Source organism: Streptomyces sp. 8N706, from assembly GCF_052245415.1.
In the GTDB taxonomy this organism is placed as follows: domain Bacteria; phylum Actinomycetota; class Actinomycetes; order Streptomycetales; family Streptomycetaceae; genus Streptomyces.
Genome location: NZ_JBQQBW010000040.1, coordinates 29,446 through 53,549, shown reverse-complemented (window position 1 = coordinate 53,549; position 24,104 = coordinate 29,446). Strand labels below are relative to the sequence as shown.

The 24,104-nt window shown below is 70.0% G+C and carries 24 protein-coding genes; 22 read left to right on the top strand and 2 right to left on the bottom strand.

Going from position 1 to position 24,104, the window contains the following annotated elements:
* Positions 1-88: 88 nt before the first annotated feature.
* From ACTWQE_RS17440 to ACTWQE_RS17365, 16 genes are all read left to right on the top strand, one after another.
* On the top strand, positions 89-517 hold the full coding sequence (locus tag ACTWQE_RS17440; protein ID WP_443329874.1) for a hypothetical protein: 429 nt from the start codon (positions 89-91) through the stop codon (positions 515-517).
* A 77-nt stretch (positions 518-594) separates the two neighbouring features.
* Positions 595-927: a hypothetical protein gene (locus ACTWQE_RS17435; protein ID WP_443329873.1), complete on the top strand. Its 333-nt coding sequence runs from the start codon at positions 595-597 to the stop codon at positions 925-927.
* Positions 928-1,217: 290 nt separating this feature from the next.
* Positions 1,218-2,243 carry a DUF3560 domain-containing protein gene (locus tag ACTWQE_RS17430; protein ID WP_443329872.1) on the top strand — a complete coding sequence of 342 codons (1,026 nt, stop codon included), beginning with the start codon at positions 1,218-1,220 and terminating at the stop codon, positions 2,241-2,243.
* Positions 2,244-2,329: 86 nt separating this feature from the next.
* Entirely contained in the window at positions 2,330-2,989 is a 660-nt protein-coding gene (locus ACTWQE_RS17425; protein ID WP_443329871.1) for a hypothetical protein, read from the top strand.
* Between the two features lie 90 nt (positions 2,990-3,079).
* Positions 3,080-3,538, top strand: a complete 459-nt coding sequence (locus ACTWQE_RS17420) for a hypothetical protein (protein ID WP_443329870.1) — start codon at positions 3,080-3,082, stop codon at positions 3,536-3,538.
* A gap of 290 nt (positions 3,539-3,828) precedes the next feature.
* Positions 3,829-5,406 (top strand): ParB/RepB/Spo0J family partition protein, encoded by a 1,578-nt coding sequence (locus ACTWQE_RS17415; RefSeq protein WP_443329869.1) that lies wholly within the window; start codon positions 3,829-3,831, stop codon positions 5,404-5,406.
* A 130-nt stretch (positions 5,407-5,536) separates the two neighbouring features.
* Positions 5,537-5,701 carry a hypothetical protein gene (locus tag ACTWQE_RS17410; protein WP_443329868.1) on the top strand — a complete coding sequence of 55 codons (165 nt, stop codon included), beginning with the start codon at positions 5,537-5,539 and terminating at the stop codon, positions 5,699-5,701.
* Positions 5,702-5,832: 131 nt separating this feature from the next.
* A complete protein-coding gene (locus ACTWQE_RS17405; protein WP_443329867.1) occupies positions 5,833-6,189 on the top strand; it encodes a hypothetical protein in 357 nt (118 codons plus the stop codon).
* A 478-nt stretch (positions 6,190-6,667) separates the two neighbouring features.
* Positions 6,668-7,225 (top strand): single-stranded DNA-binding protein, encoded by a 558-nt coding sequence (locus ACTWQE_RS17400; RefSeq protein WP_443329866.1) that lies wholly within the window; start codon positions 6,668-6,670, stop codon positions 7,223-7,225.
* Positions 7,226-7,318: 93 nt separating this feature from the next.
* Complete coding sequence (locus ACTWQE_RS17395) at positions 7,319-8,215, top strand: hypothetical protein (RefSeq protein WP_443329865.1); 897 nt, start codon at positions 7,319-7,321, stop codon at positions 8,213-8,215.
* A 47-nt stretch (positions 8,216-8,262) separates the two neighbouring features.
* Positions 8,263-8,727: a hypothetical protein gene (locus ACTWQE_RS17390; RefSeq protein ID WP_443329864.1), complete on the top strand. Its 465-nt coding sequence runs from the start codon at positions 8,263-8,265 to the stop codon at positions 8,725-8,727.
* 71 nt (positions 8,728-8,798) lie between these two features.
* The gene (locus ACTWQE_RS17385; protein ID WP_443329863.1) at positions 8,799-10,031 is read left to right on the top strand and encodes a hypothetical protein; all 1,233 of its coding nucleotides are present in this window, start codon (positions 8,799-8,801) and stop codon (positions 10,029-10,031) included.
* A 90-nt stretch (positions 10,032-10,121) separates the two neighbouring features.
* On the top strand, positions 10,122-10,757 hold the full coding sequence (locus ACTWQE_RS17380) for a hypothetical protein (RefSeq protein WP_443329862.1): 636 nt from the start codon (positions 10,122-10,124) through the stop codon (positions 10,755-10,757).
* A gap of 550 nt (positions 10,758-11,307) precedes the next feature.
* A complete protein-coding gene (locus tag ACTWQE_RS17375; protein WP_443329861.1) occupies positions 11,308-12,351 on the top strand; it encodes a phosphoadenosine phosphosulfate reductase in 1,044 nt (347 codons plus the stop codon).
* Between the two features lie 35 nt (positions 12,352-12,386).
* Positions 12,387-12,731 carry a hypothetical protein gene (locus ACTWQE_RS17370; protein ID WP_443329860.1) on the top strand — a complete coding sequence of 115 codons (345 nt, stop codon included), beginning with the start codon at positions 12,387-12,389 and terminating at the stop codon, positions 12,729-12,731.
* A 174-nt stretch (positions 12,732-12,905) separates the two neighbouring features.
* On the top strand, positions 12,906-13,616 hold the full coding sequence (locus tag ACTWQE_RS17365; protein ID WP_443329859.1) for a hypothetical protein: 711 nt from the start codon (positions 12,906-12,908) through the stop codon (positions 13,614-13,616).
* A gap of 195 nt (positions 13,617-13,811) precedes the next feature.
* On the opposite strand, the gene ACTWQE_RS17360 is transcribed toward ACTWQE_RS17365, so the two are convergent.
* Together ACTWQE_RS17360 and ACTWQE_RS17355 are read right to left on the bottom strand one after the other, a co-directional pair.
* The gene (locus ACTWQE_RS17360) at positions 13,812-14,042 is read right to left on the bottom strand and encodes a hypothetical protein (RefSeq protein ID WP_443329858.1); all 231 of its coding nucleotides are present in this window, start codon (positions 14,040-14,042) and stop codon (positions 13,812-13,814) included.
* A gap of 619 nt (positions 14,043-14,661) precedes the next feature.
* Positions 14,662-15,819 (bottom strand): methyltransferase domain-containing protein, encoded by a 1,158-nt coding sequence (locus ACTWQE_RS17355; RefSeq protein WP_443329857.1) that lies wholly within the window; start codon positions 15,817-15,819, stop codon positions 14,662-14,664.
* Between the two features lie 1,137 nt (positions 15,820-16,956).
* Between ACTWQE_RS17355 and ACTWQE_RS17350 the strand changes: the two genes are divergently transcribed.
* From ACTWQE_RS17350 to ACTWQE_RS17325, 6 genes are read left to right on the top strand one after another with little or no spacing between them, the layout of a single operon-like run.
* A complete protein-coding gene (locus ACTWQE_RS17350; RefSeq protein WP_443329856.1) occupies positions 16,957-17,667 on the top strand; it encodes a conjugal transfer protein in 711 nt (236 codons plus the stop codon).
* Positions 17,664-17,957: a hypothetical protein gene (locus ACTWQE_RS17345; RefSeq protein WP_443329855.1), complete on the top strand. Its 294-nt coding sequence runs from the start codon at positions 17,664-17,666 to the stop codon at positions 17,955-17,957. The genes ACTWQE_RS17350 and ACTWQE_RS17345 overlap by 4 nt, the downstream gene beginning before the upstream one ends.
* Positions 17,954-18,502: a hypothetical protein gene (locus ACTWQE_RS17340; RefSeq protein ID WP_443329854.1), complete on the top strand. Its 549-nt coding sequence runs from the start codon at positions 17,954-17,956 to the stop codon at positions 18,500-18,502. Before ACTWQE_RS17345 ends, ACTWQE_RS17340 begins: the two co-directional genes overlap by 4 nt.
* Entirely contained in the window at positions 18,502-21,147 is a 2,646-nt protein-coding gene (locus tag ACTWQE_RS17335; RefSeq protein ID WP_443329853.1) for an ATP-binding protein, read from the top strand. Before ACTWQE_RS17340 ends, ACTWQE_RS17335 begins: the two co-directional genes overlap by 1 nt.
* The gene (locus ACTWQE_RS17330) at positions 21,144-21,521 is read left to right on the top strand and encodes a hypothetical protein (RefSeq protein ID WP_443329852.1); all 378 of its coding nucleotides are present in this window, start codon (positions 21,144-21,146) and stop codon (positions 21,519-21,521) included. The genes ACTWQE_RS17335 and ACTWQE_RS17330 overlap by 4 nt, the downstream gene beginning before the upstream one ends.
* Positions 21,518-24,097, top strand: coding sequence for a hypothetical protein (locus ACTWQE_RS17325; protein WP_443329851.1), 2,580 nt, complete (start codon positions 21,518-21,520; stop codon positions 24,095-24,097). The genes ACTWQE_RS17330 and ACTWQE_RS17325 overlap by 4 nt, the downstream gene beginning before the upstream one ends.
* The last annotated feature ends 7 nt before the right edge of the window (positions 24,098-24,104 follow it).

The following is a 24,104-nucleotide window of genomic DNA, read 5'->3' as shown; positions in this document are numbered from 1 at the left end:
TGCCACTCAAGCAAGTTCCACTATTATGGATGCATGCGAAGGGGCCGCGCCCCGCAGCCCTCCCCCGTCAATCACCCGAGGAGTTGCCATGCCCTCGAACAGCACCCGCGCCCTGTGGGCCCTCAAGGGACTTGAGGCGCACCGGCCCGGCGACGAGCCCGGCGCAACCGCTGATGAGCGGGCCCGCAGGGGCGTGGAAGCAGCACGCGTTTATGCCGCAGCGACCCGCAGCGACGAGACGGCGGCGGTGAACGACCAGGATGCAGCGGACGCGGTTTTCCGCGACTTCATCACCGACCTGTTCCATCTCGCCGCCGAGGACGACGTCACACCGGATGAGCTTCTGGAGGCGGTGGAGGACCAGAGTCCCGATGCGTTCGGTACAGACGCCCCGCGCCGGATCGTGGCGCTGCTCCTGGACCTCAGGGAGGCCGCAAGCAGCTTCGGCCTCGGCTGGGCGTACCTCACCGATCACGCCCGCTCCTGCCACGCCGAGGAAGTCGAGTGCGGCGATTAGGAGCACCAGCCCGTGCACCCCGCCCGTACGCCGGGTGCAGGGGCCCCCGCCACACCGCCCACCAGGAGAGGAAACCCGTGCTGCTCCGCCTTCTCCGCGCCGCGCTGCGCCACCGTCTGGTCCGGATCGGTACCGCCAGCCTCCGGCCGCCGCCCCTGCCCCCGATCGCCCGGGCGCTGCTCCCCGACGCCACGGGCAAGGAGGCCGAGACCTACAACCGGGCCCGGAAGGCAACCGCCGTCGCGCTGCTGCTGTTCCGCGCCGGATACCGCGAGACCGCGCCCACCACCGCGATCACCAGTGCCGTGCAGGCACTGGGCTGGAAGCAGGCGTCCGGCCCCACACACGCCGCCGTCCGCGCCGTTCTCGGCGTACTCGCCGCCGACCCGACAGTCCGCCCCGACCGCTGACCGAGCGCGGCGCCCGGGGGCGCCCACGCCGGGTGCCCCCAGCCTCCGCCCCCCCTTGAGGAAGAGACCGCCCTCATGTCCCGCCGTCAACGCCGTTCCCGTACCGCACTCATCACGCCGCCCGCCCCGCGCGGCCCCGCCCCGGTCGATCGCCGCTGCCTGGATTGCGGCCGCCCTGGAACGGTCGAAGTGGCCATCCTCCGGCGGCTCAACGGACCGGACCGCCCCGTCTTCGCCTGTCCCCAGTGCGCGCCCCGCCACACTCGCCGTCCCGTCAGGAGGACCACCCGATGACCACCATCAAGATCACGCACACCCGGAGCGACGGCACCCTCGTGCATGGCACTGTCCGAGGCGACGGCTCGGCGGCCATCCTCAAACAGCGGGCCTACGGCCCCCACATGGCCCTCGCGTTCCGCTGGTCGCGGCATCTGGGCTGCTGGTTCCTGCCCCACTCCCGTGACAAGGAGGCCAGCCGACGCAGCATCGACGCACTCGCCGAGCAGCTGCGCACAGCCGGATTCACCGTCACCACCGAGGTGAACGAAGACGAGCGGCGCAGCTTCGCCGACGCGGAAGCCGACCGGACCGAACGCGCCCAGGGCCGCGCCGAGCGGTTCGACGGGTACGCGGACCGGGCGGCTCAGAACGCCGACGCGCTGAGTGAGAAGGCCCGGAGCATGGCCGGAAGGATCCCCTTCGGCCAGCCGATCCTGGTCGGTCACCACAGCGAACAGCGAGACCGCAACTACCGCGAACGCATCCACCGGACCCAAGGCAAGGCAATCGCCGAAGGGGACCGGGCCGAGCACTGGTCACGGCGCCAGGAAGCCGCCGCGAACTGGGAGAGGTTCCGGAAGAACCCGGGCACGACACTGCGCCGTATCGCCAGGCTGGAAGCCGACGAACGGATGTGGCTTCGTGTGCTGGACGGCGACACCTCCAAAGGCTGGCACGTCGTGGCCCCCGAGCAGCGCGCCGAAGTGGAACGCCGGTTGGAGGAGGTGCGCGAGCAGCTCGCCTACTGGCGCGAGGTCGTCGCGGAGGCCGAGCGGAACGGGTTCAAGGTCTGGTCCCGCGCGGACTTCACCAAGGGTGACTACGTCCGCTACGGCAACCGCTGGTACCAGGTGCTGAGGGTGAACCCGAAGACGGTCACGGTGCCCTCCATCCTCAACGTGCACCAGGCCGTGGTCACGCGCGAGAACAGCACCTTCGGCGACATGACCCACACCCTGCCCTACGACAAGATCTCAGGCCGCCGGTCCGCCGAGGAGATGACGGAAAAGCTCCCCCAGCAGCCGGAGACCCACTGACCGGCCGTGCGGGTGGGGATGGACCACCCGCCCCCACCCGCACGCCGCCCCGCCCCCTTCCCGGATCACCGAGGAGCGCCCCAGCCATGGCACGCCGACGACCACGCCACGAGGCCGCCCAGACACAGACGAGCACGGCCACCATGTCCGCAGTCCGCGCCGCCCTCAGCGAACGCGGCTGGGTGGAAGACCGCACGGTCCGGCTGCGTCCCACAAGCTCGGGGACGGACCGGGTGTACGTCGCCCCCATCATCGACGGCCATGACACGACGCCAGGCACCTGCTCCCCATGGCTGAGCGACAGGCCGACCTCGGATTGGCACTCGGCTGCGGCATGGCTGCTCCACGACCTCACCGAAGCCGGATGGGCCCCGCGCGGTTCGGGCCCGACCGGCACCTGCTTCGAACGCCCCCGCGAGGAGGAGCGGGAACAACACCCCGCCCGGAGCGCGGAGCTGGCCGCGCCCCCGCCCGGCTCCCCCGCCCGGCTGCTGGCCATCGCAACCGAAGTCGGCGTCAGCGCAGACAGGCTTTGCGAAGCCGTACGGGAAGCCGCCGCCCTGGACAACCACGACGAGCACAGCGAGCGGCCACAGGAGGACACCCACACCAGGCTGCACAGCGCCGCTGACGTGCTCGCCAGCGCCATCAACGGCCAGGGGCTGGCCGGGCAACTGGTGTTCCTCTACCAGGGGTGCGTCAGCGAAGCCGCGTTCCGCTCGCTGCTCCAGGACCTGCACACCTAGCCGCCCCCGCCCCAGGCGGCAGCCCGCGCCCGCCGGCCCCGCCCCTGACCACGGCGCACGCCGCCCCGCATCACCCACAGGAGTCCTGCCATGTCCGACCGGTCCCCCAGGCGCACCTACATCGCCCACCTGAGTCAGTGCGTGGCCGACAGTCTCGGCAACGGCTGGAGCTCGACCCCCGCCGCCCCCGGCGCTGCTCCCGGAGCACAACTGACCCACCCCGACGGCTGGACTCTGGAACTCACCGCCGGTGAGGGAAACCTGACCATCCGGGGCACCGCGCTCCCCCACGGTGAGCGGTGGCACGGCCCCGCCGGACGCGAACCCTGCATCGAACTTCCCGACCACCGGTACCCCCACGTCATCGCCCGCGAGATCAGCCGACGGCTGATCCCCAACGGCGCACGCTTCCTCCCCGCGGTCAACGCCGCCGGACGCTTCCACACCATGCGGCAGATCACCGCGTGTCTGCCCATGGACGACCCCCAACCCGTGCGGAATGCGGAATGGGGAGACCGCCGGGTCGTTCTTCCTGCCCAGCGGCATTAACGGACACGTGCAGACCTGGGACGCCGGAGAGTACGCCCACCTGCGGCTGCGCGTCCCCTGCGAACTGGCCGTCGAGATCGCTGATCTGATCGAGGAGTACGAGCAGGACCACACGGCCGCGCCCTGACCCACCTGACCTGCCACTGTCGAGGTGAACGGGCACCATTGCGGCAGGTTATTTCCGCACGTCAGAGGGGGATTGCCTCTCTAGTAATTTCCACTATTATGGATGTTGTTCGGGGGTGACGCCCCGGACAACCGCCGAAGCAATCAGCAGCAGGAGGTACACCGTGACCGCGAAGACGGCACCCCGTCCGGCCCCGAAGAAGCCCGCCTCGGCATCCGCCACACCGGCCGGTCAGCAGGAGGCGGAGCGACAGGTCACCTACCTCGACCCGGCCGCCATCGTCCGCGACGAGTACAACGCCCGCGAGACCGACACCGCGCCGGACGCCGACCTCATCACTTCCGTGAAGGAGCTGGGCGTCGAGGAGCCGATCAGCGTTCGCCCCCGCCCCGACGGCACCTATGGCGCCTTCAAGGGCTGGAGGCGCGCCCAGGCCCAGCAGATCGCCAACGACACCGCCGAGCAGGACGGGCGGGACAAGCGCAAGATCCCGGTATTCGTGCGTGAGGACCTGGTCGGCCGTGACGGCTGGACACGGATGCTCTCGCTGGTCGAGAACGACCACCGTGAGCAGATGACCGAGCGGGACAAGATCACGGCACTGGAGATGTCGCTGGTCGACATGAGCGAGGGGGAGCAGAAGGACGCCGCCCGCGCGCTGGGGCTCAAGCGAGGCGCGGTGACCTCGGCGCGCAAGGCCGCCCGGCTCTCCGACGCCGAGCTGCGCAAGGCGACGGCCGGGGGCATGGACCTGGAACAGATGGCCGACCTGTCCGAGGTCCAGGACGTCCGGGGCGCGGAGCGGATGCTGGCAGAGGCCATGGCCGCCGACACGGCCGGGGGAAAGGGAGGCCGTGGTCACTGGGACCACGCCATGTCCCGGCTGCGGCAGACCCTCGCTGACACCCAGGCCCGCGAGAAGGCGGTCAAGGAGCTCGCCGAGGCGGGCATCCCGCTGCTGCGGGATCGCTACAGCTGGGGGGAGAAGGATGAATCCAAGCCGCTGGAGCAGCTGACCACCGGTCTGGGCAATCCGCTGACCCAGGAGAAGCACGCCCAGTGCCCCGGCCACAGCGCCCGGCTGGACGAGGAGCACAAGCCGGTCTGGTACTGCTCGGACCCGGCCCGCCACGGCCACAAGCTGCGCCCTGAGGCCAAGAAGCCGAAGAACCCGCTTTCCGAGACCCAGGCGGCCGAGCGGAGCAAGGTGATCGCCTGCAACAAGGCCTGGAAGGCAGCCCGCGAGGTCCGCAAGGACTTCATCGCGAAGCTGTGCCAGGGCAAGACCCTGCCCGACCAGGCCCGGAAGCTGACGCTGCTCACCCTGCTCAACACCCCGTACCACTACAGCTCATGGGCCGCGAAGCACCAGACCGAGGACGTCGCCCGGTTCCTGGGCATCAAGGATCCCAACGCCGACGTCGTCGAGGCGGTCAACCGCTCCGGCGGCCCGTTCGATGAGCTGGTGGAGAGGACCAGCAAGGCCAAGGAGTGGCACGCGGTGTTCGCCAGCGTGGCTGCCTCATTCGAGTACGACCTGCGCGAGCCCAAGGCGTGGGCTCTGCTCTCCGATGCGCAGGCCGGATGGCTGCTGTTCCTTGAGTCCCAGGGCTACACCCTCGCCGAAGTCGAGGAGCAGGCCCTTGCTGCCCACCGGCCCAAGCCCGACGAAGAGCAGACCACGGACGGCCAGGAGACGACCGGCGAGGCGAGCAAGAAGACACCGGGCGAAGCCGCCTGACCGCACTCCCCACCCCTTGCGACCGCCCCACCACCGGGGCGGCCGTCTTCTCCCCCCTGCCCGGCTGGAACAGGTGCGGCCCGGTGCGCCTGCCCTCCCGCCGTCCAGCTGCCAGAACCGGAGGTACACCATGCCCGGAAATGCCGCTCCCAGCCCGGCCGAACGCGCGTTGGCAGACCTGCTCGACCGGATCCGCACTGTGCAAGAGCGCTGCGGCGACCTCCCCGGCGGCGACGTCGTCCTCGCGCTGGAGGAATGGGCCGCCTTCCACGGCCTGACCATCACCCCCTCCTGACGCGCCGCCCCGCACAGAGGGCTCCCAGGTGACCAGCCCCTGCCGGGGACCGCCCCGGCATGCCCGCATCCATCCCATCACCAGGCCCGGCCGACCGGCTGCGTCCCATCACCAGGCAAGGAGAACCAACCATGACGGAAACCACCCTTGAGCAGGCCATCACCTTCATCCTCAACGAAGCCGACGAGGACGGAGTGGAGAAGGTGTTCAACGCAGGCAACCAGCGGATGAAGACTCTGCGCACCATCCGTGCCGCCGCCGTCACCGAGGGGGCGAAGGTGCGTATCCACGGCATCAAGCCCAAGAAGTGGGAGGGGCTGGAGGGCGAGGTCAAGCGCATCGAGAACAAGCGCACCCGCATCAACGTGACCCTCCTGCTGACCAAGGAGTCCACAGAGGAACTCCGGCTCCGGGGCCACTGGATCCCCGGTGACGAGGAGCGGTACGAGGCGACCGGCATCCCCGCCTCCGCCTGCAAGGTGCTGTAGAGCAGCGCGCCGTGTGCCGTCCGCGCGACCGGAGCCGCGCGGACGGCCCTCTCAAGGCCACGGATCCCGCTACGCCCGCCGCCCTGACACGGCCGTGAGATCCCGTCCCGGCAGAACCCGACGGCCACTACGACTCCGGGAAGCCACGCCCGGCCGCAAGGCAGTGCGCCGGGCCGGCCCCCGGTCGGCCGGTCATCTGCGGGTCGTCCGGGTACGCCCGGCCTGTCCTGTCGAAACGCGCGAGCCGTTGAGTCAGGCAGGACCGGTCATCGATATGGCGGGACGGGCCTTCTCAACGCGGGGCCCGGGAACGGTGATCCGTTCACGGCTGGGGCTCTCCCCCATCTCCCGGATGCGCCGTATCCGGGAGAAGCGCTGTCCCTGCGTGAGGGACAGACCGCTTCGTAATGCCAGGTCAGATGGGGGGTTGCCAACTCGCCATCTTCCACTATTATGTAGTTTATGAAGGGAGGCCCCCGTGCCAGGCGAACCCGTCGTACCCGTCTCCGGTGTCATGGTCGGCAATCCCGAGATCCGCTTCACCGACGCCGGAACCGCAGTTGCCCGTTTCCGTATGCAGTCCGTCCCCCGCGTCTGGAACGCAAATGCCCGCGCGTGGGAGGAGGGGGCGCCCGTGCGCTACATCTGCACCGTGTGGCGCAAGGTCGCCGAGCACGTCGCCGAATCACTCATCGACGGCGTAGCTGTCCTGGTCTTCGGACGCATCACCGGAGCCGACGGCAACGTCCTGTACATCAGCGTGGACGACATCGGGGTTGGCCTCCGCGACCGGATCGTCTACACGGAGACCAGCCTGCCCAGCCCCCAGGCCGCCGCCCCCCAGCGCATTCAGACCCCAGTCGGCGGGCCCGAGAGCGTCCGCCCCGACAAGCAGCAAGAACCTGAGGCCGCCAGCGGCTCGGCATCCGGCCCCGCACCGCAATGGTGGCGCAGCGAACGCGAACAGGGGTGGGGCGGCTTCGCCCGGATCGCTGCCCGCGCCACCAGCGACCCCGGCGCCTTCCGCATCACCTGACCCTCCCGCCGCTCGCAGATCCGTCGTGCGGCGAACAGCCCTGCCCGCGCTGCGCCCGACCTCACCCACCCCAGTACGGCGAGGAGCACCGCCATGCCCGCATACCGTCCGGCCCGCGTCGCCATCACCGGCGTGATGGGCCCCTACGACGCCCTCCTCCCAGATGTCACCGACCCCGACCCGGTACCCCGTGCCCGGTTCACCCAGGAGACCGCCGCCCGCATCGCGGCCGACACCTACACCGACGCGGGCGATCTCGGCACACAGACCCTGCGGGTGCGCCCCGCCGGTGATCTTTTCGAGGTCCTGGAATGGGACGAGGACGGGGCAGCGTGGACGTTCACATACAGCGTCGAGCCCGGCGAGGACGGCCACTACGCCTTCGACCGCCGGGACTTCATTTGGGAAGAGGTCGACCCCGGGACCCTGCGCGATCTGGAGGCCGCCCTCACCGCCACGGGCCTGTCCGCCTCCTGCGGACACAGCGGACTTGAAGGTCTCGAGCTCCTGGTCGACCTCGACACCGGCGGCATCCTGCGGCTCACCGAATCCCCCGGCGCCACCCTTCGCTGGATGATCCCCGGCCTGAATCCGAGCGGTCACCTCATCTGGCGTGACCGGGACACCACGGAACTGACCGAGCAGATCAGCCAGCTGGCCCGCGCACCCCAGTCCCCGTTCCTGGCCGAGAGCTTCCAGGCCTACGTGGAACTGCGGTTCCAGCTCCACTGCCAGCGGCACGCTGCCCGCGTCGTGATCGAACCGGACGAGGAACACGCCGCACGCGTCTCGGCTCATCTGCCCGACGGCCACCGGATCGACCTGCTGCGCCGCCCCGCGAAGCCAGGCGACGCCGGATGGCTGATGCGCGACACCTTCCAGCGATTCGCCCCCGGCGTGGTCGCACCCTCGCCCAACCCCGAAGTCACCCACGCCACCTACGCAGCCGGCACCGCCGCCCGCTACCTCAACCACCGCGCCGCCCGCTGAGCTTCTCCCCTGTCCCGGCCCTTCCTTTCCACTCCCAGGAGCGCATCATGCTCACCCCCGACCGTCTGCGGAAGCTCAACCTCCGCGCCCAGTTCACACCCGCCGACTACAGCGACCACGACACACCCGGCCTTCCCGTGATCACCGTCGCCGGTGCCGCCTGCTTCTTCTACATCGACGACACCGGGACCCTGTGCCTCTCGGTCCACCTCGATGCCCTCGACGACGACGGGCGCAAGCTCTGGGGCGAGCGACTGGTCCCGGTGCGCGTGACCGTCGAAGACACCGTCCTGTACGACTCCCGCGCCGACGAGCCGAGCCTCCTCGAGTACGTCGCAGAGGCCCAGAAACTCACCGTGCGCTGGCGGGCCCGCGCGAAAAGCATCAGGGCCGACCGTCCGCTCGCCCACAACGGCCCAGCGGACATCAGCACGGCCATCGACGACGCCAGGAAGCCCTTCGAACGCGCGGCCTGGGACCTCATCACCTCCATGGCAAAGGCCGGCGCCTGATCCCGCAACGTCGCTGCCGGGCCCGGCACATATGCCGGGCCCGGCCCTCCCGGGTCGAGAGGAGGAACCCCATGACCGGCACATCCGAAGCAGAACTGCTGCCCGGCCTCCCACGGCTGGGTGAGGTCGACCTGGTCATCAACTGGGGACTGGGCAGAGACTCCAGCGCCATCCTGGCCCGGGTGCTGGAGAACCCCGCCGCCCACGGCATCGACCTGGCGCGCACCGCCGTCATCCACATGGCCACCGGTGACGAGTGGCCGGACACCCACGCCGACGCGGAGCAGTTCATGCTGCCGCTCTTGCGTCGGCACGGCGTGCGCCTGGTCCAGCTGGCCAGAGCGGGCCAGGCCAAAGCAGCCGGGATCGACGTCCTGGATGACTCCCGCAGCCCGAAGGAGCTCATCAGCAGCGGCAACTGGACGCTGTGGGAGGAGATGGAATCCAACGGCACCGTCCCTCAGCAGGCCGGAACCAGGCTGTGCAGCCTCCACGCCAAGGCCGAGGTCGGGGACCGGTGGATCCCGGCAGCGACCGGCGGCCGCCCATTCCGGCAGATCATCGGGTTCAACGCCGATGAACCAGGCCGGGCGAAGGCTGATGCGGTGATGAGCAAGAACCCGCTGCGCACCGCGGTCTTCCCGCTCATCGCATGGGGCTGGGGCGTCAGGGACTGCGAGAACTACCTGTTCGACCGGTTCGGGGTGTGGTGGAAGAAGTCCTACTGCACCTTCTGTTGCTACCCGGTCTCCATGGGCTCTCTGCCGGCCCACCTGGACCGGATGCGCAGGTATCCGGAGATCGCCGGGCGGGTGCTGCGGCTGGAGTACACGAGCATGGCGCTCAACCCCAACGGGCGGCTGTTCGGAAAGCGCAGTCTGCTGGGGCATTTCGACCCCGCCGACCCTGCCTCGCAGGACGTGCTGTGCGCCTTCGAGCGTGAGCTGGACTGCCCGTGGGCGCTCTACCAGGTCCGTCGGATCCTGCCCGTCTCCAAGACCGACCCCGCCAAGCGAGCGCCCGCGCTGCGGTCCGTCCGGCGCCTGCACTACGGCACCCGTGAGCAGGTGGGCCGCCACCTGCGAAAGGTCTCCACGAAGCACGGCGTGCCGGTAGAGACCGACGAACGCTACGGGTCGGTGCGCGCCTGGCTCCGCACCCGAGGCGAGAACTTCCCCGCCACCGAGCACCTGCTGGTGACCGCGCCTGCCCACGTCAAGGACAAGGAACAGGACCGCTTCGACAGCGCATGGGCCGCCCACGCCACCAGCAGCCCTCAGCCCATCCTGACCCGCCACGCCTGACCCCCCTCAAGCTCCACTCCGGCATCCGGCCGCGGCGGCTGCCCGCCCACCCAGCCGTCTTGACCCAAAACCGTGCCCAGGAGGTGGACGGTGTTGTACCTCGCCACGCCCTCAGGGCCCGAAGTGCGGGCGGTGATGAGCACCGGACTGCTGGGCTGCATGACCACACCTGCGCAAGGCAACCGCATCCCCGACGGCTGCCAGTGGGCCGCGGACAACGGCAAGTTCGGCAAGGGCTGGCCCGGCGCCGAGGCATGGTTCTCATGGCTCACCCGGCAGGTCGAACGCTACGGCGGACCCGAGCGCTGCCTCTGGGCAGTCGCCCCCGACGTTCCCTTCGACCCCGTCGGCACGCTCGCCGAGTCCCGCCCGTGGCTCCCGCGCATCCGTGAACTGGGCATCCCGGCTGCATTCGCCGCGCAGGACGGCTGCGAGAACGGACTCCTCCCCTGGGAGGGGTTCGACGTGCTCTTCCTCGCCGGCAGCACCGAATGGAAGATCGGCCCCGTCGCCGAGCGCCTGGCGCGCGAGGCGACCAGGCGCGGCAAGGACGTGCACATGGGCCGGGTCAACAGTCGCCAGCGGCTGCGCACCGCCGAATGGTTCGGCTGCGCATCCGCCGACGGCACGTATCTGGCCTTCGGTCCCGAGAAGAACCTCGGCCGCCTGTGCGGCTGGCTGGGGGAGATGGGCCACCAGCCTTCGCTTTTCGGCGGTGCCCCGTGAAGGCCGTGGCCCCGCCCACAGCCCGGGGCCGGTGTACCGGGTGACCTGCCCCCCTTCTTCCTCCCCGCGTTCAGACGCCTGCGACGCCGTGCACCACGTCGCAGCCGGGCTTTCGACCACACCCCTTCTCCCTTCCCTACTGACCAGGGAAGCCGAGGGATGAAGAGCGCGGCTTCTGCGCCCGCAGCATCCCCCACGCCGAGCACGGCGGATGCGTCACCGAACTCACCGCCCACGGGCCCGAGTGGTTCTCGGATCTGACAGCCATGGCCGCCTGGCTGCAGGACCGCCACGGCTACACCACCGAGGAAAGCGACCGGCCGGAGGTCCTCCTCGTGCGGTGGGCTACCCCCCAGAGAAGGCCGAACGCGCCCAATCCGGCGCCCGCCGCGCCGCACCACTGATGAACGCGCTGGTCCCCGATCCTGCCGCAGACGACGGCACGTATGAGGGCCCGCACCGCCTGTTCTGACCCCCGCACCCCGCAGCCGGGGCTCCGGTCGCCACCGGCACCGGTGCCCCGGCTCTTCATCACGCCTGGAGGTACCTGATGCACCACGCGACCGCGCCGGAGGGCACCGTTACCAACGCTGCCGTTCCCGACCTGACTGACTACGACCTGCTCGCCCCGCAGCTGTCCGGCGGAAAGGACGGCGCCCTGGCGATGTGGCTGTTCATGGAAGCTGCCCGCGCCGCTGGCGTCCTCGACCGCGTCCGCAGCTATCACGCCTCGCTCGGTCTGCTGGAGTGGCCGGCCGTCACCTCTGGCGGTACCCGCTGGCCTGGAGTCTCCGAGCTCGCCGCACAGCAGAGCGCCGCCTTCGGCCTGCTTCCCGAGCAGCACATCGAGGTCGCCCGCACCATGGCCGGACCCGACGGGACGCGCATGCCGCATGCGCTGCTCACCGAAATTGCCGCCTACGGCCGATTTCCCCGGCTGGGCAGCAAATTCTGCACGAAGAGCGCGAAGGAGTCGGTGGTCTCCGCTGCCTGGACGCCGTTCGTGACCCGGCGCAAGAAGGAGCTGGGGCGGCCTGTGCACATCTTGAAGATCATGGGTATGCGGTGGGAGGAGAGCCGGGCCCGGGCCAGGCTCGTGCCCTACCGGAACGTGCAGACCAACGGCGCCCGGATCGTGGACGAGTGGCTGCCTGCCCTGGAATGGAGCACACCCGCGGTCCAGGAGTGGTGTGACACCATGCCCGTCGCCCGGCACTGGACCTATGACTCCGCCCCCGGGGCACACGACTGGCGGGGCACCTCCCGCTGCTCCTGCTCGTACTGCGTGTTCGGATCAAAGCGCGACCTTTTGATCGCAGTCGGGCGGCGGCCGCGGCTCGCCGCTCTGTACGAGGAGGTCGAGACCGTCCGGGGGGATTCCTTCCGCCCGGACTGGCGGATCCATGACCTCATCCACCTGGCAGCCGAATCCGGCGCTCCCACACCCGGCGTCGTCTGCGCCGACGACTCCCCCGAATTCGACGCCCTCGAGAAGCAGGTCCGGGCAGCGCTGGCCGAGCCGCCCCGCAAACCCGTGGACCTCGCACGGCAAAACAGTGAATCGCCGTGCAGCAGCTGCGCCACCCACCCCTGACCCGCTTCGGCCCCTTATTGGAGAGGATGGATCCGATGAACTACACGACCCAGCACCTGATGGACCTCGCCGCTCTGGCCCGCACCACCACCGACGCCCAGGAGCTGACGCGCCTCCTGCGCGGCGGCAGCGAGCTCTACCACCAGGGCCTGGAGGAGATGAGACATCACGTGTCCGTGGAGTGCGCCGGCCTCACCGACGCGGCGATCGCCGAACGCTGCCGAGCAGCGGGGGCGCCGTGGCCGCAGGGCTGCACCCGGGAGGAGGCCGTCGCACAACTTTCCTTCCACCTGTGGGACGCCACCCCGGCGGCGATGTCCTTCACCTTCATCGCTGAGCACGCAGCGCAGCACGGTGTAAGCCTCCTTCCGGAGGAATGACATGGCCCGCGGCCCTCCCAGTCCGCCCTGGTGAGGAGGCTCTCGCCTGGGCGGACCGAAGCTGCTGCGAGAGGAAAGTGCTCGGCGGGCTGGACCCCACCCGCCTTCTTTTGCCATTATGGGCAGTAGATCGGAGCGCGGAAGCGCACCGGAGCCTACGAGCATGGGGTTGTTGTGTCGCCGAAGTCTGCAGAGCGCCGGCAGGTCGATGCCTCGCAGATCGGCGAGGAGTTCGGCCTGAGCGTGGGCCGCGTCAACACCCTCCACAAGGAGCGCGAGACAACCGATTTCCCCCCTGCTGTGGGCAAGGATGGCCGCAAGCAGCTGTGGGACCACGCCGCGGTGAAGAAGTGGTTCGACGAGCGCGAGGCGCAGAGGTCGCGGCTGCGGAACCTCAGCGCCGACGGCGACCCCGATGAGCTGCTCAACGCCAGCCAGGTCGCCAAGGAGCTGGGGTACAAGAGCCCCAACCAGATCACGACCTACCTGCGGGACCACCCCGGCTACTTCCCTGAGCCGGACGTCGTCGAGCACCTGGGAACCGAGCAGCGTCCCTGGACCCGGATGCGGTGGTACCGCAAGACCATCACCTCCTGGGCTGGCAGCCGTCCCGGCAAGGGCCGCCGGGACGGGAACACTCGGCAGGCACCGGCGTTGCCCAAGGTCTCCCCGACAGGGGACCCGGACGAGCTGGTGGCCGCACCCGAGGCCGCAGCACTGCTCGGATTCAAGAGCGTCGCGACATTTTCCAGCTCCCTCTCTCAGGGCAACCTGCCCCTGCTCAAAGAGCACGATGCAATGGAAGCCGGCTCCCGCGGCCGCGCCCGGAGAATGTGGACGCGCCGGCGGATCCTCGAGCAGGCAGCGGCACGCAAGACCAAGTAGATGAAGGAACAGCGGACCCCGTATGAGGGCCCGCTACCGTGAAAGCGCGGTGCCTGGCCAGGGTTGTTGATGCCCAGGCGGGCCAGGTCACCGCCCGATGGCCGGCATGGAAGGACTGTCAATCCTTCCCCCGCGGCGGCACAAGCCGCCGCGGACCGGCCATCGCGCACGTTCTGAGGCTGAGCGCTCGATTCCTTACCGGCGGGGCAGTGTGACCATAAGCGTGACCAACGTGGCGAGCAGTCCCACCCCACCCGTAGCCACCTGCAGCGGAGTGGCGAGCGCCGGATGCCGAACGGCGACGTACAGCAGCCCGCCCGCGATGATCAGCATCACGAGTACGAGCACGAAGATCAGCAGCGGCCATACGGCACGGTCCCAGCCCGTCTCGTGCCTCTGCGGGTCGGTCGGAGTCGTAGCAGACATAGCAGTGTCCTTCGGTTTGGAGCGTGCGGAGTCAGCACGCGGCGGATGGAGCGGACCGACCTTGGACCAGCACAGGGTTAGCCCCGCAACTCCCCGGTGAGCCACCGCCGGTGACATGCAGCCGGGGGCGCTGCCCGTGCTGCGATGCCCTCCACATTGCCACCGCACATTCCCCGTTCAAGGGTCTTTGACCTGCAATTTCGTGGCCGGGGCTCTTGAACCGACGCCCTTACACCACTGAGGGGTTAGCCACGCAACCCGGTCGATCAGCGAGTACCCCAAAGGTCGCAGTGACCGCCGGCGACCGGTGTCCGAGTAGAAGTACCGGGCCTCGTGCGGTGTCAGGGTGTGCAGCTTCTGAAACAGGAGGCCTTCAAATTCGGCCGTGCAGCAACCAGGGGCGGATCGCCCGAATCTGGCATCGACCGCGATGTCGACACCGGTCTCGTCCCAGTGAGCGTGACACCGTATGTTCGGGCCCGGAGGCCTCCTCGGCACAGCAGAGCTCATAGCCAAACAGGTCAACCGGCTTTCCTGACGCGCGGCATGCTGCACGGTCGATCGCGTCAACCAGTACCGGCTCCCAGCAAGCCCGCGGCCACGAGGGGCCGGGGCCGCGTCAGCCTGCCAGTCGTACCTGGCCCAGGGCCTCCTGCACTGGCCACCTCGGGCCTGTGACGGCATCCCGGCACCAGGCGTACTGCCGGTCCGGCTCCACGGTGAGGCCGAAGTCGTACAGCTCCGGCCCCCCCTCGGCCAGCCACACGTCCCAGGCCCGCTCCAGCTCATCGGCCAGGCGGCGCGGACCGCCCTGATGCGCGATGCTCTCGCCACCGCCCAGGGCGGACAGCGTCGTCCAGGACGCGGCGCCGTCGTGGAGCCAGGCGTTGACGCCGTCATCGTCCACGGCCGTCGTGATCTGTACCTCGGGCAGGGCGACCCGCAGCGCGAACCGCAGATGCAAGTCCTCGCGCAGCGGCTGCAGGTCCCGCGTGATCGGCCGCTCCTGGGCAGCCTCGGCGGACCCGCGCACCTGGCGGAAGTCCCGGCCGGGGCCGGTGCCGGTGCCGCGGGCGGGCATGAACGCGGCCAGGCCCTGCACCCAACCGCTGGCCGACCGGCCGTCCTCGGCGACGGTGAGAGCCACGTGCCCCAGCCGGCCCCAGGGGGTAACGATCCGGCCGCCCGGACGAGTCTGGGCCACCCAGGACCACGGGACCAGGTCGACGGCGTAGGTGGCAATCACCCGGTCGAACTGCGCGCTGTGCGGCCGGCCCGCTGCCCCGTCCGCGACCTCGATGGCCACCTGGAGGCCCGCCGCGTTCAGACGCGCCCTGGCGTGGGCGGCCAGTGCGGGGTCTACTTCGAGGCTGGTCACGCGCCCGGGGCCTACCCGCCAGGCCATCAGGGCGGCGTTGCGGCCCGTGCCGGCACCCATCTCCAGTACGCGGTGGCCGGGCTCCAGCATGAGGGAGTCGAGCATGTCCACCACGATGGCTTCGCACGACAGGCTGGAGGACGGCAGGCCGCCGGTGACCTGGGTGACGGCGGCCGCGTCGGGCCCGGCATACACCTCGGCAGCCCACCGTTCGGGGTCGCTGCCCCGGTCCACCGGCACGTAGGCGTGCCCGTCCCAGTGCCAGAGCCGGTCTGGGGCGAACAGGTGCCGGGGCAGGGCATCGGCAGCCTGGCGGATCCACGGGGAGCGGGCGGGCCAGTCGCCGCGCCGTTCCATGTCGGCCGCCAGGCGCCGACGCTGCTCAACGAACTGGGACACGGTTCCTACTTCTTGTGCTTGCCGTCGGACGGTGGCGGTGGCGGGACCTGGCCGTCCGAGTTCCCGGGCGGCGGGTTGCCCTCCGAGGGTTCCGGCGGCGGTTTCTCGTGCTTCCCCATGGTGCCCCCATCGGCAGTCGGATTCGCCGGTCCATGGTGACGCAGGATCAGGCCGCCGGGATAGACGGCACAGTCGGGGTCAACCGCCGCCTGGCCGACCGAAGTCCGTCTGCGAACCCACGCCCGCGCGGTGGGAGCGCGAGGTCCTCGACCGCTGCGGTGCCAGGCATCAATGGAGTTGGCTGGCGAAGGCCATGGCACCACCGGCTCCAGCCCTTCTGATGCCGGTAACAGTGTGCGCAGTGGGTGGTGCGCAGTCGTCGTGCGCAGCTTGGTTGCCCTTGCGCCGTCCTCAGTGCGCAGGCGCTCGGGGGTGCGGTAGGGCGGTGCGCAGCTGTGGTGTGCGCAGTCGGCAGTTACTGGCCGTTTCGTAGACCACGTTGTTGCCGCGCATATGTGGTGTGGGGGTTGGGATAGCCCACGGCGGGTTCATGTGGCGTCGATGACGTCTCGTGCACTGGGGCGAGTGTCTGTGGTGCAGGAGGTCTGGTGCTTGCTCTGCAATGCCGTGGTGTACGAGGCGGCGGCGAGTGGTGCACGGAGAAATTGTGCCTCCTCTCGATGGCTCCGCAGGGCGGTGGTCCGGTTGCCCCGGGATGGGTGAAAGGGCACCTGAGCAGGCAGATTGATCGGGTGTCAGCTCGTGCACCACAGGTGTTTCTCATGCACCACGACCTGTGTTGTAGAGCTGTGATCTTTGGCCTGGGCTGGTGGTGAACGCGGTCCGGTTCCTTGGGGCATGACCGATTCGCCCCATCCCGAGGAGCCCCTCGTCATGCCTCGCTCAGCCTCCCGCCGTGGCCCCGTCGCGACCGCTTCCCCGCCTTCTGGACCTGTCCCGCCGAGCGCGGGAACGACCACGCTGCGTGCTGCGCACCGCCGGGTTTCGATGGTCCGCCTTGGGGTGTGGTGCGCAGTGGCCGCCGGCCCCGTCGCGCTCGCCGTCGCTTGCGCAACGCCGACGCCGGTTCTCCAGCGGACTGCGCACCGTGCCCCCGCCGAGGCAATTGCGCACGGCTTGGATCCGTCCGGTTTCGCTGAGGTGTTCCTCTCGGCGTGGCTGCGCAGTGCTGCCGGTGCCGACAGTGCGCAGGCGTCGCTGGTGCGCACTCTCGCTCCGGATGTGGAGCTCCCCGAGCCGGATGCCGAGAGCGCTCAGGCTCTCGAGCGGGTGACGGCGCTGTCCAGCACGAAGCAGGCCAAGGGTGCATGGTCGGTGACTGCCGCGGCCGGGTTCAAGGACGGCAGCGTCCGGTACTTCACCGTGCCGCTGGCGTCGGGAGGCAGGCCGGCGCAGCCGTCGTACGCGGTGACGTCCGGACCGGCGGAGGTGTCCGCCCCGGACACGGCGAAGGTTCCCGACTCCAGGTACGAGGCATCGGTGCCCGGCGACGGGCCGGTGGCCTCGACCGTGCAGGAGTTCTTCTCCGCGTATCTGGCGGGTGCAGGTGCTGTCGACCGGTATGCCGCCCCCGGCGTCCGGATCAGGCCGGTGCGTCCCGCCCCGTACTCGGCCGTGGAGGTCGGGCAGGTCACGGCGACCGATGAGTCGGCTGCCGGTGCTGTGCCCGGGGACGGACGCACGGTCGGCGTCCAGGTCACCGTTGAAGCCCGCCGCGGGGAAGGCGTCTGGCCGCTGGTCTACCGGCTGAGCCTCACTGCTCGCTCCGGCCGGTGGGACGTCGCCGCCGTGGACGCCACCGCCGCTGGTGCGGGGGGTGTCCGATGAGCCGGTGGATGCTCGCCGGGGACCTGGACAAGCTAGGTGATTCGCTGATCGGCACCGTTGGCGACTGGGGGGACAAGGGCCTGCAGGCCGCCCTGGTGGCGATCGTGGTCATCACGGTGGTCCGCCGGGTGTCCCTGAAGGCGGGGATCGGCGCCCTGCTGGCCATGGTGATCGCCCTGGCCATCTACAACGCCCGTGACTCACTCGCAGGCAAGTTCGAGGACGAGATCAAGAACCCGGGCAACGCCGCCCCGGCTGTGGTGCGCACCTACCCGGGCGGTGAGCTGTGAGCGGCGAGGAGCGGCCGAAGGTAGGGCGGGTCTACACCGCCGCGCGCCGGCATCCCTGGGTTCTGGGCAAATTCGGCGACTGGCAGATCCCGCTCGGCCCCTACACACCGGCACAGATCGTGATCGCTTTCGCGGGCGCCTTCGCTTTGATCAAGACCTTCTCCTGGTGGTCGTGGCTGGGGCCCATCCCGGTCGTCGGCCTGGGCGTTGCCGTGTGGGCAGCCCGCCAGACGAAGTTCGGGGGGCGCTCCCCGTTCGCGGCCGCGTTCGGCTGGCTGTCTTTGGCGGTGCAGCCCCGTGGAGGCCGGATCAATGGCCGGAGGGCCCGCGACCGCTCCGGCCGCCTTCTGGCCGGTGGGTTCGTCATCGAGCCGGCGGTCCCTGCGGCCGAGGGGGTGCTGGTGAGCGCGGGCCGCCGGCCGCAGCGCCGGAGTGCGGCCCTCGTACAGACACCGGCCCCGGGTGCGGTGGCGCCGGTCAGCGGGATGGAGCGGCTGTTGCTCAGTGCGGCATCGGGCCGGCAGTCGACAAGGAGGGGGTTGTGATGAGGGTCCCGATCCGTCACATCGCGGGGCACCTGGTGTGGTCCACCAGCGGAGGGGTGTGGGCCGTGTGGCGGGTGACGCCCAAGGGCGGCCGGTACCTGCCCGCCGCGGAGCAGCGGGAAATCCTGGCTCAGGTCACCGGGCTGGTGCGGTCCCTGTCGGGTGCGCCGCGGCTGTTCGGACTGTGTGCGCAGGTCGATGCCGGTGAGGTCGCGGCCCAAATGCTCGAAGGGGTCGACCTGGAGGTGTCTCCGGCGTGGGCAGAGCACGTGGAAGCGGGCCTGGATCTGCTGGAGGAGCAGGAGATGCACCGCCGCACGCTGTGGCTGGCCATCCCGCTGTCCTCGACGAGCCGCCGCTGGGACGTTGCGGCGACGTTCGGCTCGATGTGGGCGGAGGTTTCTGCTGCCCTGGGCATGCAGCCTGCGCCGGTGGGGCGGGCGGAGGTGGTGGCCTACCAGCAGCAGGCAGCCCGGGTGGCTGCATCGCTCGGGGCCGGGCTGCCGATGCGACAGGCCACCCCGGCGGAGATCGTGTGGATGGTGCAACACGCGGTGCACCGCGGCCTGAGGGAAGAACCGCTCCTGGCGCGTGCCGAGGCTTCCGGCCTGTACGCCGGCCAGGTCTACGACGGGCAGCTGCGCTCTCCTTCCTACGCCGACCTCGGTCAGGTCCGTCTCGCCGAAGGCGGCCGCGATCACACCAGCGCGGAGGACCGGGGCAGCGAAAGCGAGAGTGAGCTGTCGAAGGTCGGGGGCCGTAAGCCGTGGTGGCGCTCGGGCGGTTCCTCCCCTTTGCTGCGTCGGTGGCTGCAGGTGGAGTCCGAGGCCGGCACCGGCTACCAGGCGCACCTGGCGCTCGCCGAGCTGCCGCCGGCTGTCGCCGCCGATGCTGCTGATCTGCTCGCGCAGCTGGAGGGGCTGGATTTCCCCGTCGACTACACGGTGGATCTGCAGATCGAGACGGCAGTCCGGGCCAAGCAGGCCATCCAGCGCAAGAAAAACGAAATCGTCGACCAGGCCGACCAGTACAACGCGCAGCCCACCGGCATGCCGTCCTCTTTGACCGATGCTGCGGGCGACCTGGGGGAGATGGACGCCCGCCTGTCTCGGACGAACGTGGAGGTGGAGGTCCAGTCGGTGACCGTGCTGACCGTCTGGGGTCCCGATGCCGTCACCTGTGACGCCCGCGCGCGGGCCTTGGTGGCGCTGCTGTCGGGCGGGGACTACCGGGCCGTCAGGCCGACCGGCATGCAGGAGCAGCTGTTCATGCTCGGTCTGCCCGGGGCGGCGCGGCCGCCGGTGGTACGGGAGTTCGTACAGCACCAGTTGTCGGAGGACTGGGCCATGAATGGGGCCTTCACCGACACAACTGTCGGTGACCCGGACGGGGTGCTGCTGGGCATCGACCTGGACTGCGGCACAGTGCGGCCAGTCCTGGTCAATGTGGCCGATGCGCCACGTAAGCACGCCTCCGCCTCCCTGGGGGTCGTCGGCGACCTGGGCGCGGGCAAGTCTGTGCTGCTGAAGATGCTCGCCTCCTCGGTCGTGGACCGTGGCGGGCGTGCCATCGTCATCGACCGCACCCCGATCCGCGAGTACGCCTCCTTCGCCCAGGCTGCCGTGCCGGGCCGGTGCCAGGTCATCGACGCCGCGGCCGCGCGGGTGTCCATCGATCCTCTGCGGGTCTTCGGCGGGGCGACCGGAGCGCACTATGCCCTCTCCTACCTGACGTTGCAGCTGGGGATCGGGCCGATGTCCACCTCCGGTGCGGTGCTGCACCGGGCGGTGGAGGAAGCCGCCGCCGGTGACGCCCCGTCCATGGCCACGGTGCTCCATGCGCTGACGGCCATGGCGTTCTCGGATCACGGGAGCCGTCGGGAGGCCGCTGCCACGATGGCTGATCTGCTGCGGATCGTCGCCGACAACCCGCTCGCTGCGATGGTCTTCGACCCCAGCCTGCCGGCGGTCTCCCTCGACGGCGACATGGGCTCGGACATGGTGGTGGTCACCACCACCGGTCTGACGCTGCCGCCGCGCGAGGCGTTCGCGCAACCCGAAGTACTGCGCCAGCAGCCGCTGGAGGCCTTGATCGGCCGGGCTGTGCTCTACCTGATCGCGGCGATCGCCCGGCAGGCCGCATTCAGCGACCCCACCAGGTTTTGCAGCGTCATCACCGATGAGTGTTACTGGCTCACCTCCTCCAGCGAGGGCAACAGCCTGGTCAGCGAGATTCTCCACGACGGCCGCAAGCACCGCGCCGGACTGGCCGCCGGAGCGCACGACGTCGACGAGCTCGGCCCCGATCGCGGCCTGATGGCCTACAAGCTTCTGGCCCGCACCAGCGACCGGAGCCGCGCCCGCAAAGGCCTGGCCTACATCGGCTTGGACGCCGACAACGACGAACTGGTGCGCATGGTCACCGCAGGCCTCTCCCCCGTCGGCCAGGCCGGCAGTGAGGGCGAGATGTTCCTGCGCGACCCGCGGATGAAGACCGGCCGCGTGAAGGTCGTCATCCCCACGGTCGGGCGCATCGCCTCCCACATCACCACCACCCCCGGCGACCCGGAGCGGCCCACCAGCTCTGAGGCAGGCGCCGCATCAGTCGACCTCGAGAAGACCACACCCGCAGGGAGCCAGCGATGACGAAGCCCACGAAGACCACGCCCTACGCCAACCGTTCCTCCCTCCTGCTGTCCCCGGTCACCTTCCTCGCCGCCGTCGCCGCGGTGGTCCTCCTCGGACTCTTCGGCCCGGCCCTGGCCGATGCGTGGCTGCCCAAGACCGGCAAGGCCTTCGACGTCCAGAAAGACGCCGACGTGGTGGCCGGGGATCAGCGGGCTCCCGCCCCGCGGGATGATCCCTGCGACCTGATCGTCGGACCCGCCCAGGACTACTGCGAGCGCGGCTCGGGCGAGCAGGCGGAGGGCGGCCCGAGTTTCGATGGCACCGATGCCCTGATGATCGGCCCTGCGGTGATCGGGCTGGGCTTGGTGTGGGCAGCACGGCGGCCGCGATGAGGAAGTTCGACCGGGGCACCCTGCGCACTGCCACGTTTGTGACCGCGATGACAGTGGTCTTCCTCATCGTCAACACCTCGGCTGCGGCGGCCGCCGACGGCAGTGGCGGTGAGGTTGGCGGTCTGCTGGCCCCGCTGAACGTGGACTCCGCTGAAGGTGCGCCGCTGGACGGGTACGAACTGGGCGCGGACGGCGGATCGATCGTCAACTTTGCCAGCCAGAGCCGTGCGCTGCTGCTGGGCGGGCTGTTCACCACCGTGCGGCTGCTGGTCGGTCTGGCTTGCTGGCTGATCGAGTTCGCCTTCCGCTTCCCCCTGCTGAGCATTCTGCTGGGGCCGGCCCAGCACGCTGCAGAGGAGTACAACGCTCACGTCGTCGGCGCGCTCGGCCTCAAAGGCCTAATGCTCTCCTGGGGCTTCATCTTCGGACTCATCCTGTTCGTCCGCGGACGGGTCGGCAAAGGGCTCGGCGAGATCGTCCTGACCCTGACCATTGCCGCCATCGCTGCCTCGGCATTCGTTCGCCCCGACTACCTGCTCGCACAAGGCGGGCCGCTGGACCAGACCCAGCAGGCTGCGGTCGAAGTCGCCCAGATCACGGTCAACAGCCACCAGTTCAACGCCACCGGAGCAGACGAGAGTGAGGCCGGAAAGAAAGAGGCGTGCGATCTGGTCGTCGGGGCGGCGAAGGACTATTGCACGGGCAAGACGGCGCAGTCCAAGGAGGTTGCCCGGCCGCTTCAGGACGCGCTGACAGGCGCCCTGGTCGTCAAGCCCTACATGCTCCTGGAGTACGGGCGGATCCTCGACCCGAGCGCCAAGTCGGACCAACAGGCCTACAAAACCCATTTGAAGTGGGTGAAGGGCGGCTACAAGCCGAGCGCGAAGAAGAAGGACGAGGACCCGTGTGAGCTGGTCATCGGACCGGCTGGCGACTACTGCAACGGCGACCGGGACGCGATCGACGAAGGCCTGGGCGGCCGGTTCCTGGGACCGGAGGAGGAGAAGTTCGACCGCTTCACCAAGGACCTGGAGAAGGCCGGAAAGGTCGGCAAGGCCTCGGCCGCCTACGCCAAGTCCCCCACCTGGGACCGCGTCGGGGCCGCCGCGCTCCTTCTGATCGCGGTTGTGCTGGTCGCCGCGATGGTCTCTTCGATGGCGCTGGTGCTGCTGGGCTCCCAGGGTGCGGATGCCATCGCCGCGGCGGGCAGCGGCGTCGCCCTGGTGCTGGGCATGCTGCCCGGACCGAACCGGATGATCGTATGGAAGTGGCTGGCCATCTTCATGGTCTCGGTGATGGTCACCTTCACCGCCGCGATGTTCCTGCCTTTCTTCGGCATCGCCGTCGACGCGATCCTCGTAGACGGCCCGGACCTGATGGTCGAACGGCTTCTCCTCATCGACGCCCTGGCCGTCATGGGGGTCGCCTTCCACCGGCGGCTGATGGCCGGCGCCGCCCGGTTCGGCGAGCGCTTCGCAATGATCATGCGTTACGCGAAAGTGGGCGGTACCCATCTGCCCGGTGACAGCTCTGAACTCGGCGCAGCGCTGGCGATGAGCCGCGTCGGCACCGGCAGCGGCGGCCTCTCCAGCGGCCTGATCGGCTTCGGTGGGCTGGCAGGCGGCTCCCGTGCCCACGCGGCCCTGGGCCACTGGCACCGGTTCCTGGGCAATGCCGCGGCGATGAGTGACGGCACCGGAATGCCGATGAATCCGCAGCAGATGCTGGGCGCGGCCGGTGCGGAGGCCAGACGCGGTCTCGCGCCGGCCGCGCTGCTGCTGCGGGGCGGCGGCCTGGGGCTGCGCGGCGCCTACGGGGCTGTCATCGGAGCCCGCCCGAGTGATGAGCAGCTGGCGAAGTGGCGCAAGCCGACGATTGCCGATGCCAGGGCGCGGCAGCTGCGGGCCACGGGGGAAGTGGACCCGTCGGCGTACACGGGCCTGGGCGGGAACACCGGCGAGGACAACGGGCGGATTGTCAATCACCGCACGGGGGAGCTCATTCACGACCCGGCTACGGGGCGGGACCTTCTTGGGACCCGGGTCCACAACCGGCTGGTGCGCTTCCGCGGCTACCGCATCGCAAGCCGTGCCGGGCGACTGGGCTACCACTCCACCTACGCTCTCGCCTCCACTGTCGCGCGCGGCGGCCAGGGGGCCAGCCGACTCACCCGGGATGCCCGGGAGCAGTTGGGTGTCTACACCAACACCGTCCGCGAGGACGGAGCGCAGTGGGCCAGTAGCGGGCGGGCTGTGGCCAGGGGCGGTCGGCGGATCAACCAGGGCGTCACCACTGCCGCACAACGGGCCCACGTGGCGGCCCGCGTGCACGGCCAGCCGACGGCTGATGCCGCCCGGCGCGGTGCCCGTGACTCTGCGGCCGGTGCGGTGCTCTACGCCTCGCCCAGCAGGCCCGGCGCCCGGTCCGCCGGTGGCGGCAGCCCGCGGCCGCCGGTCTCGGCCGACACCCGTGTCGAGGAGAGAAGTGAAGCGCGGCGCCGGATCCTCGCTGCGCTGATGCGCGCCCAGCGCTCGACCTGGGACTCCCAGCCCCGGTGGGGCGGTGACCAGGAATGAGTAGAAG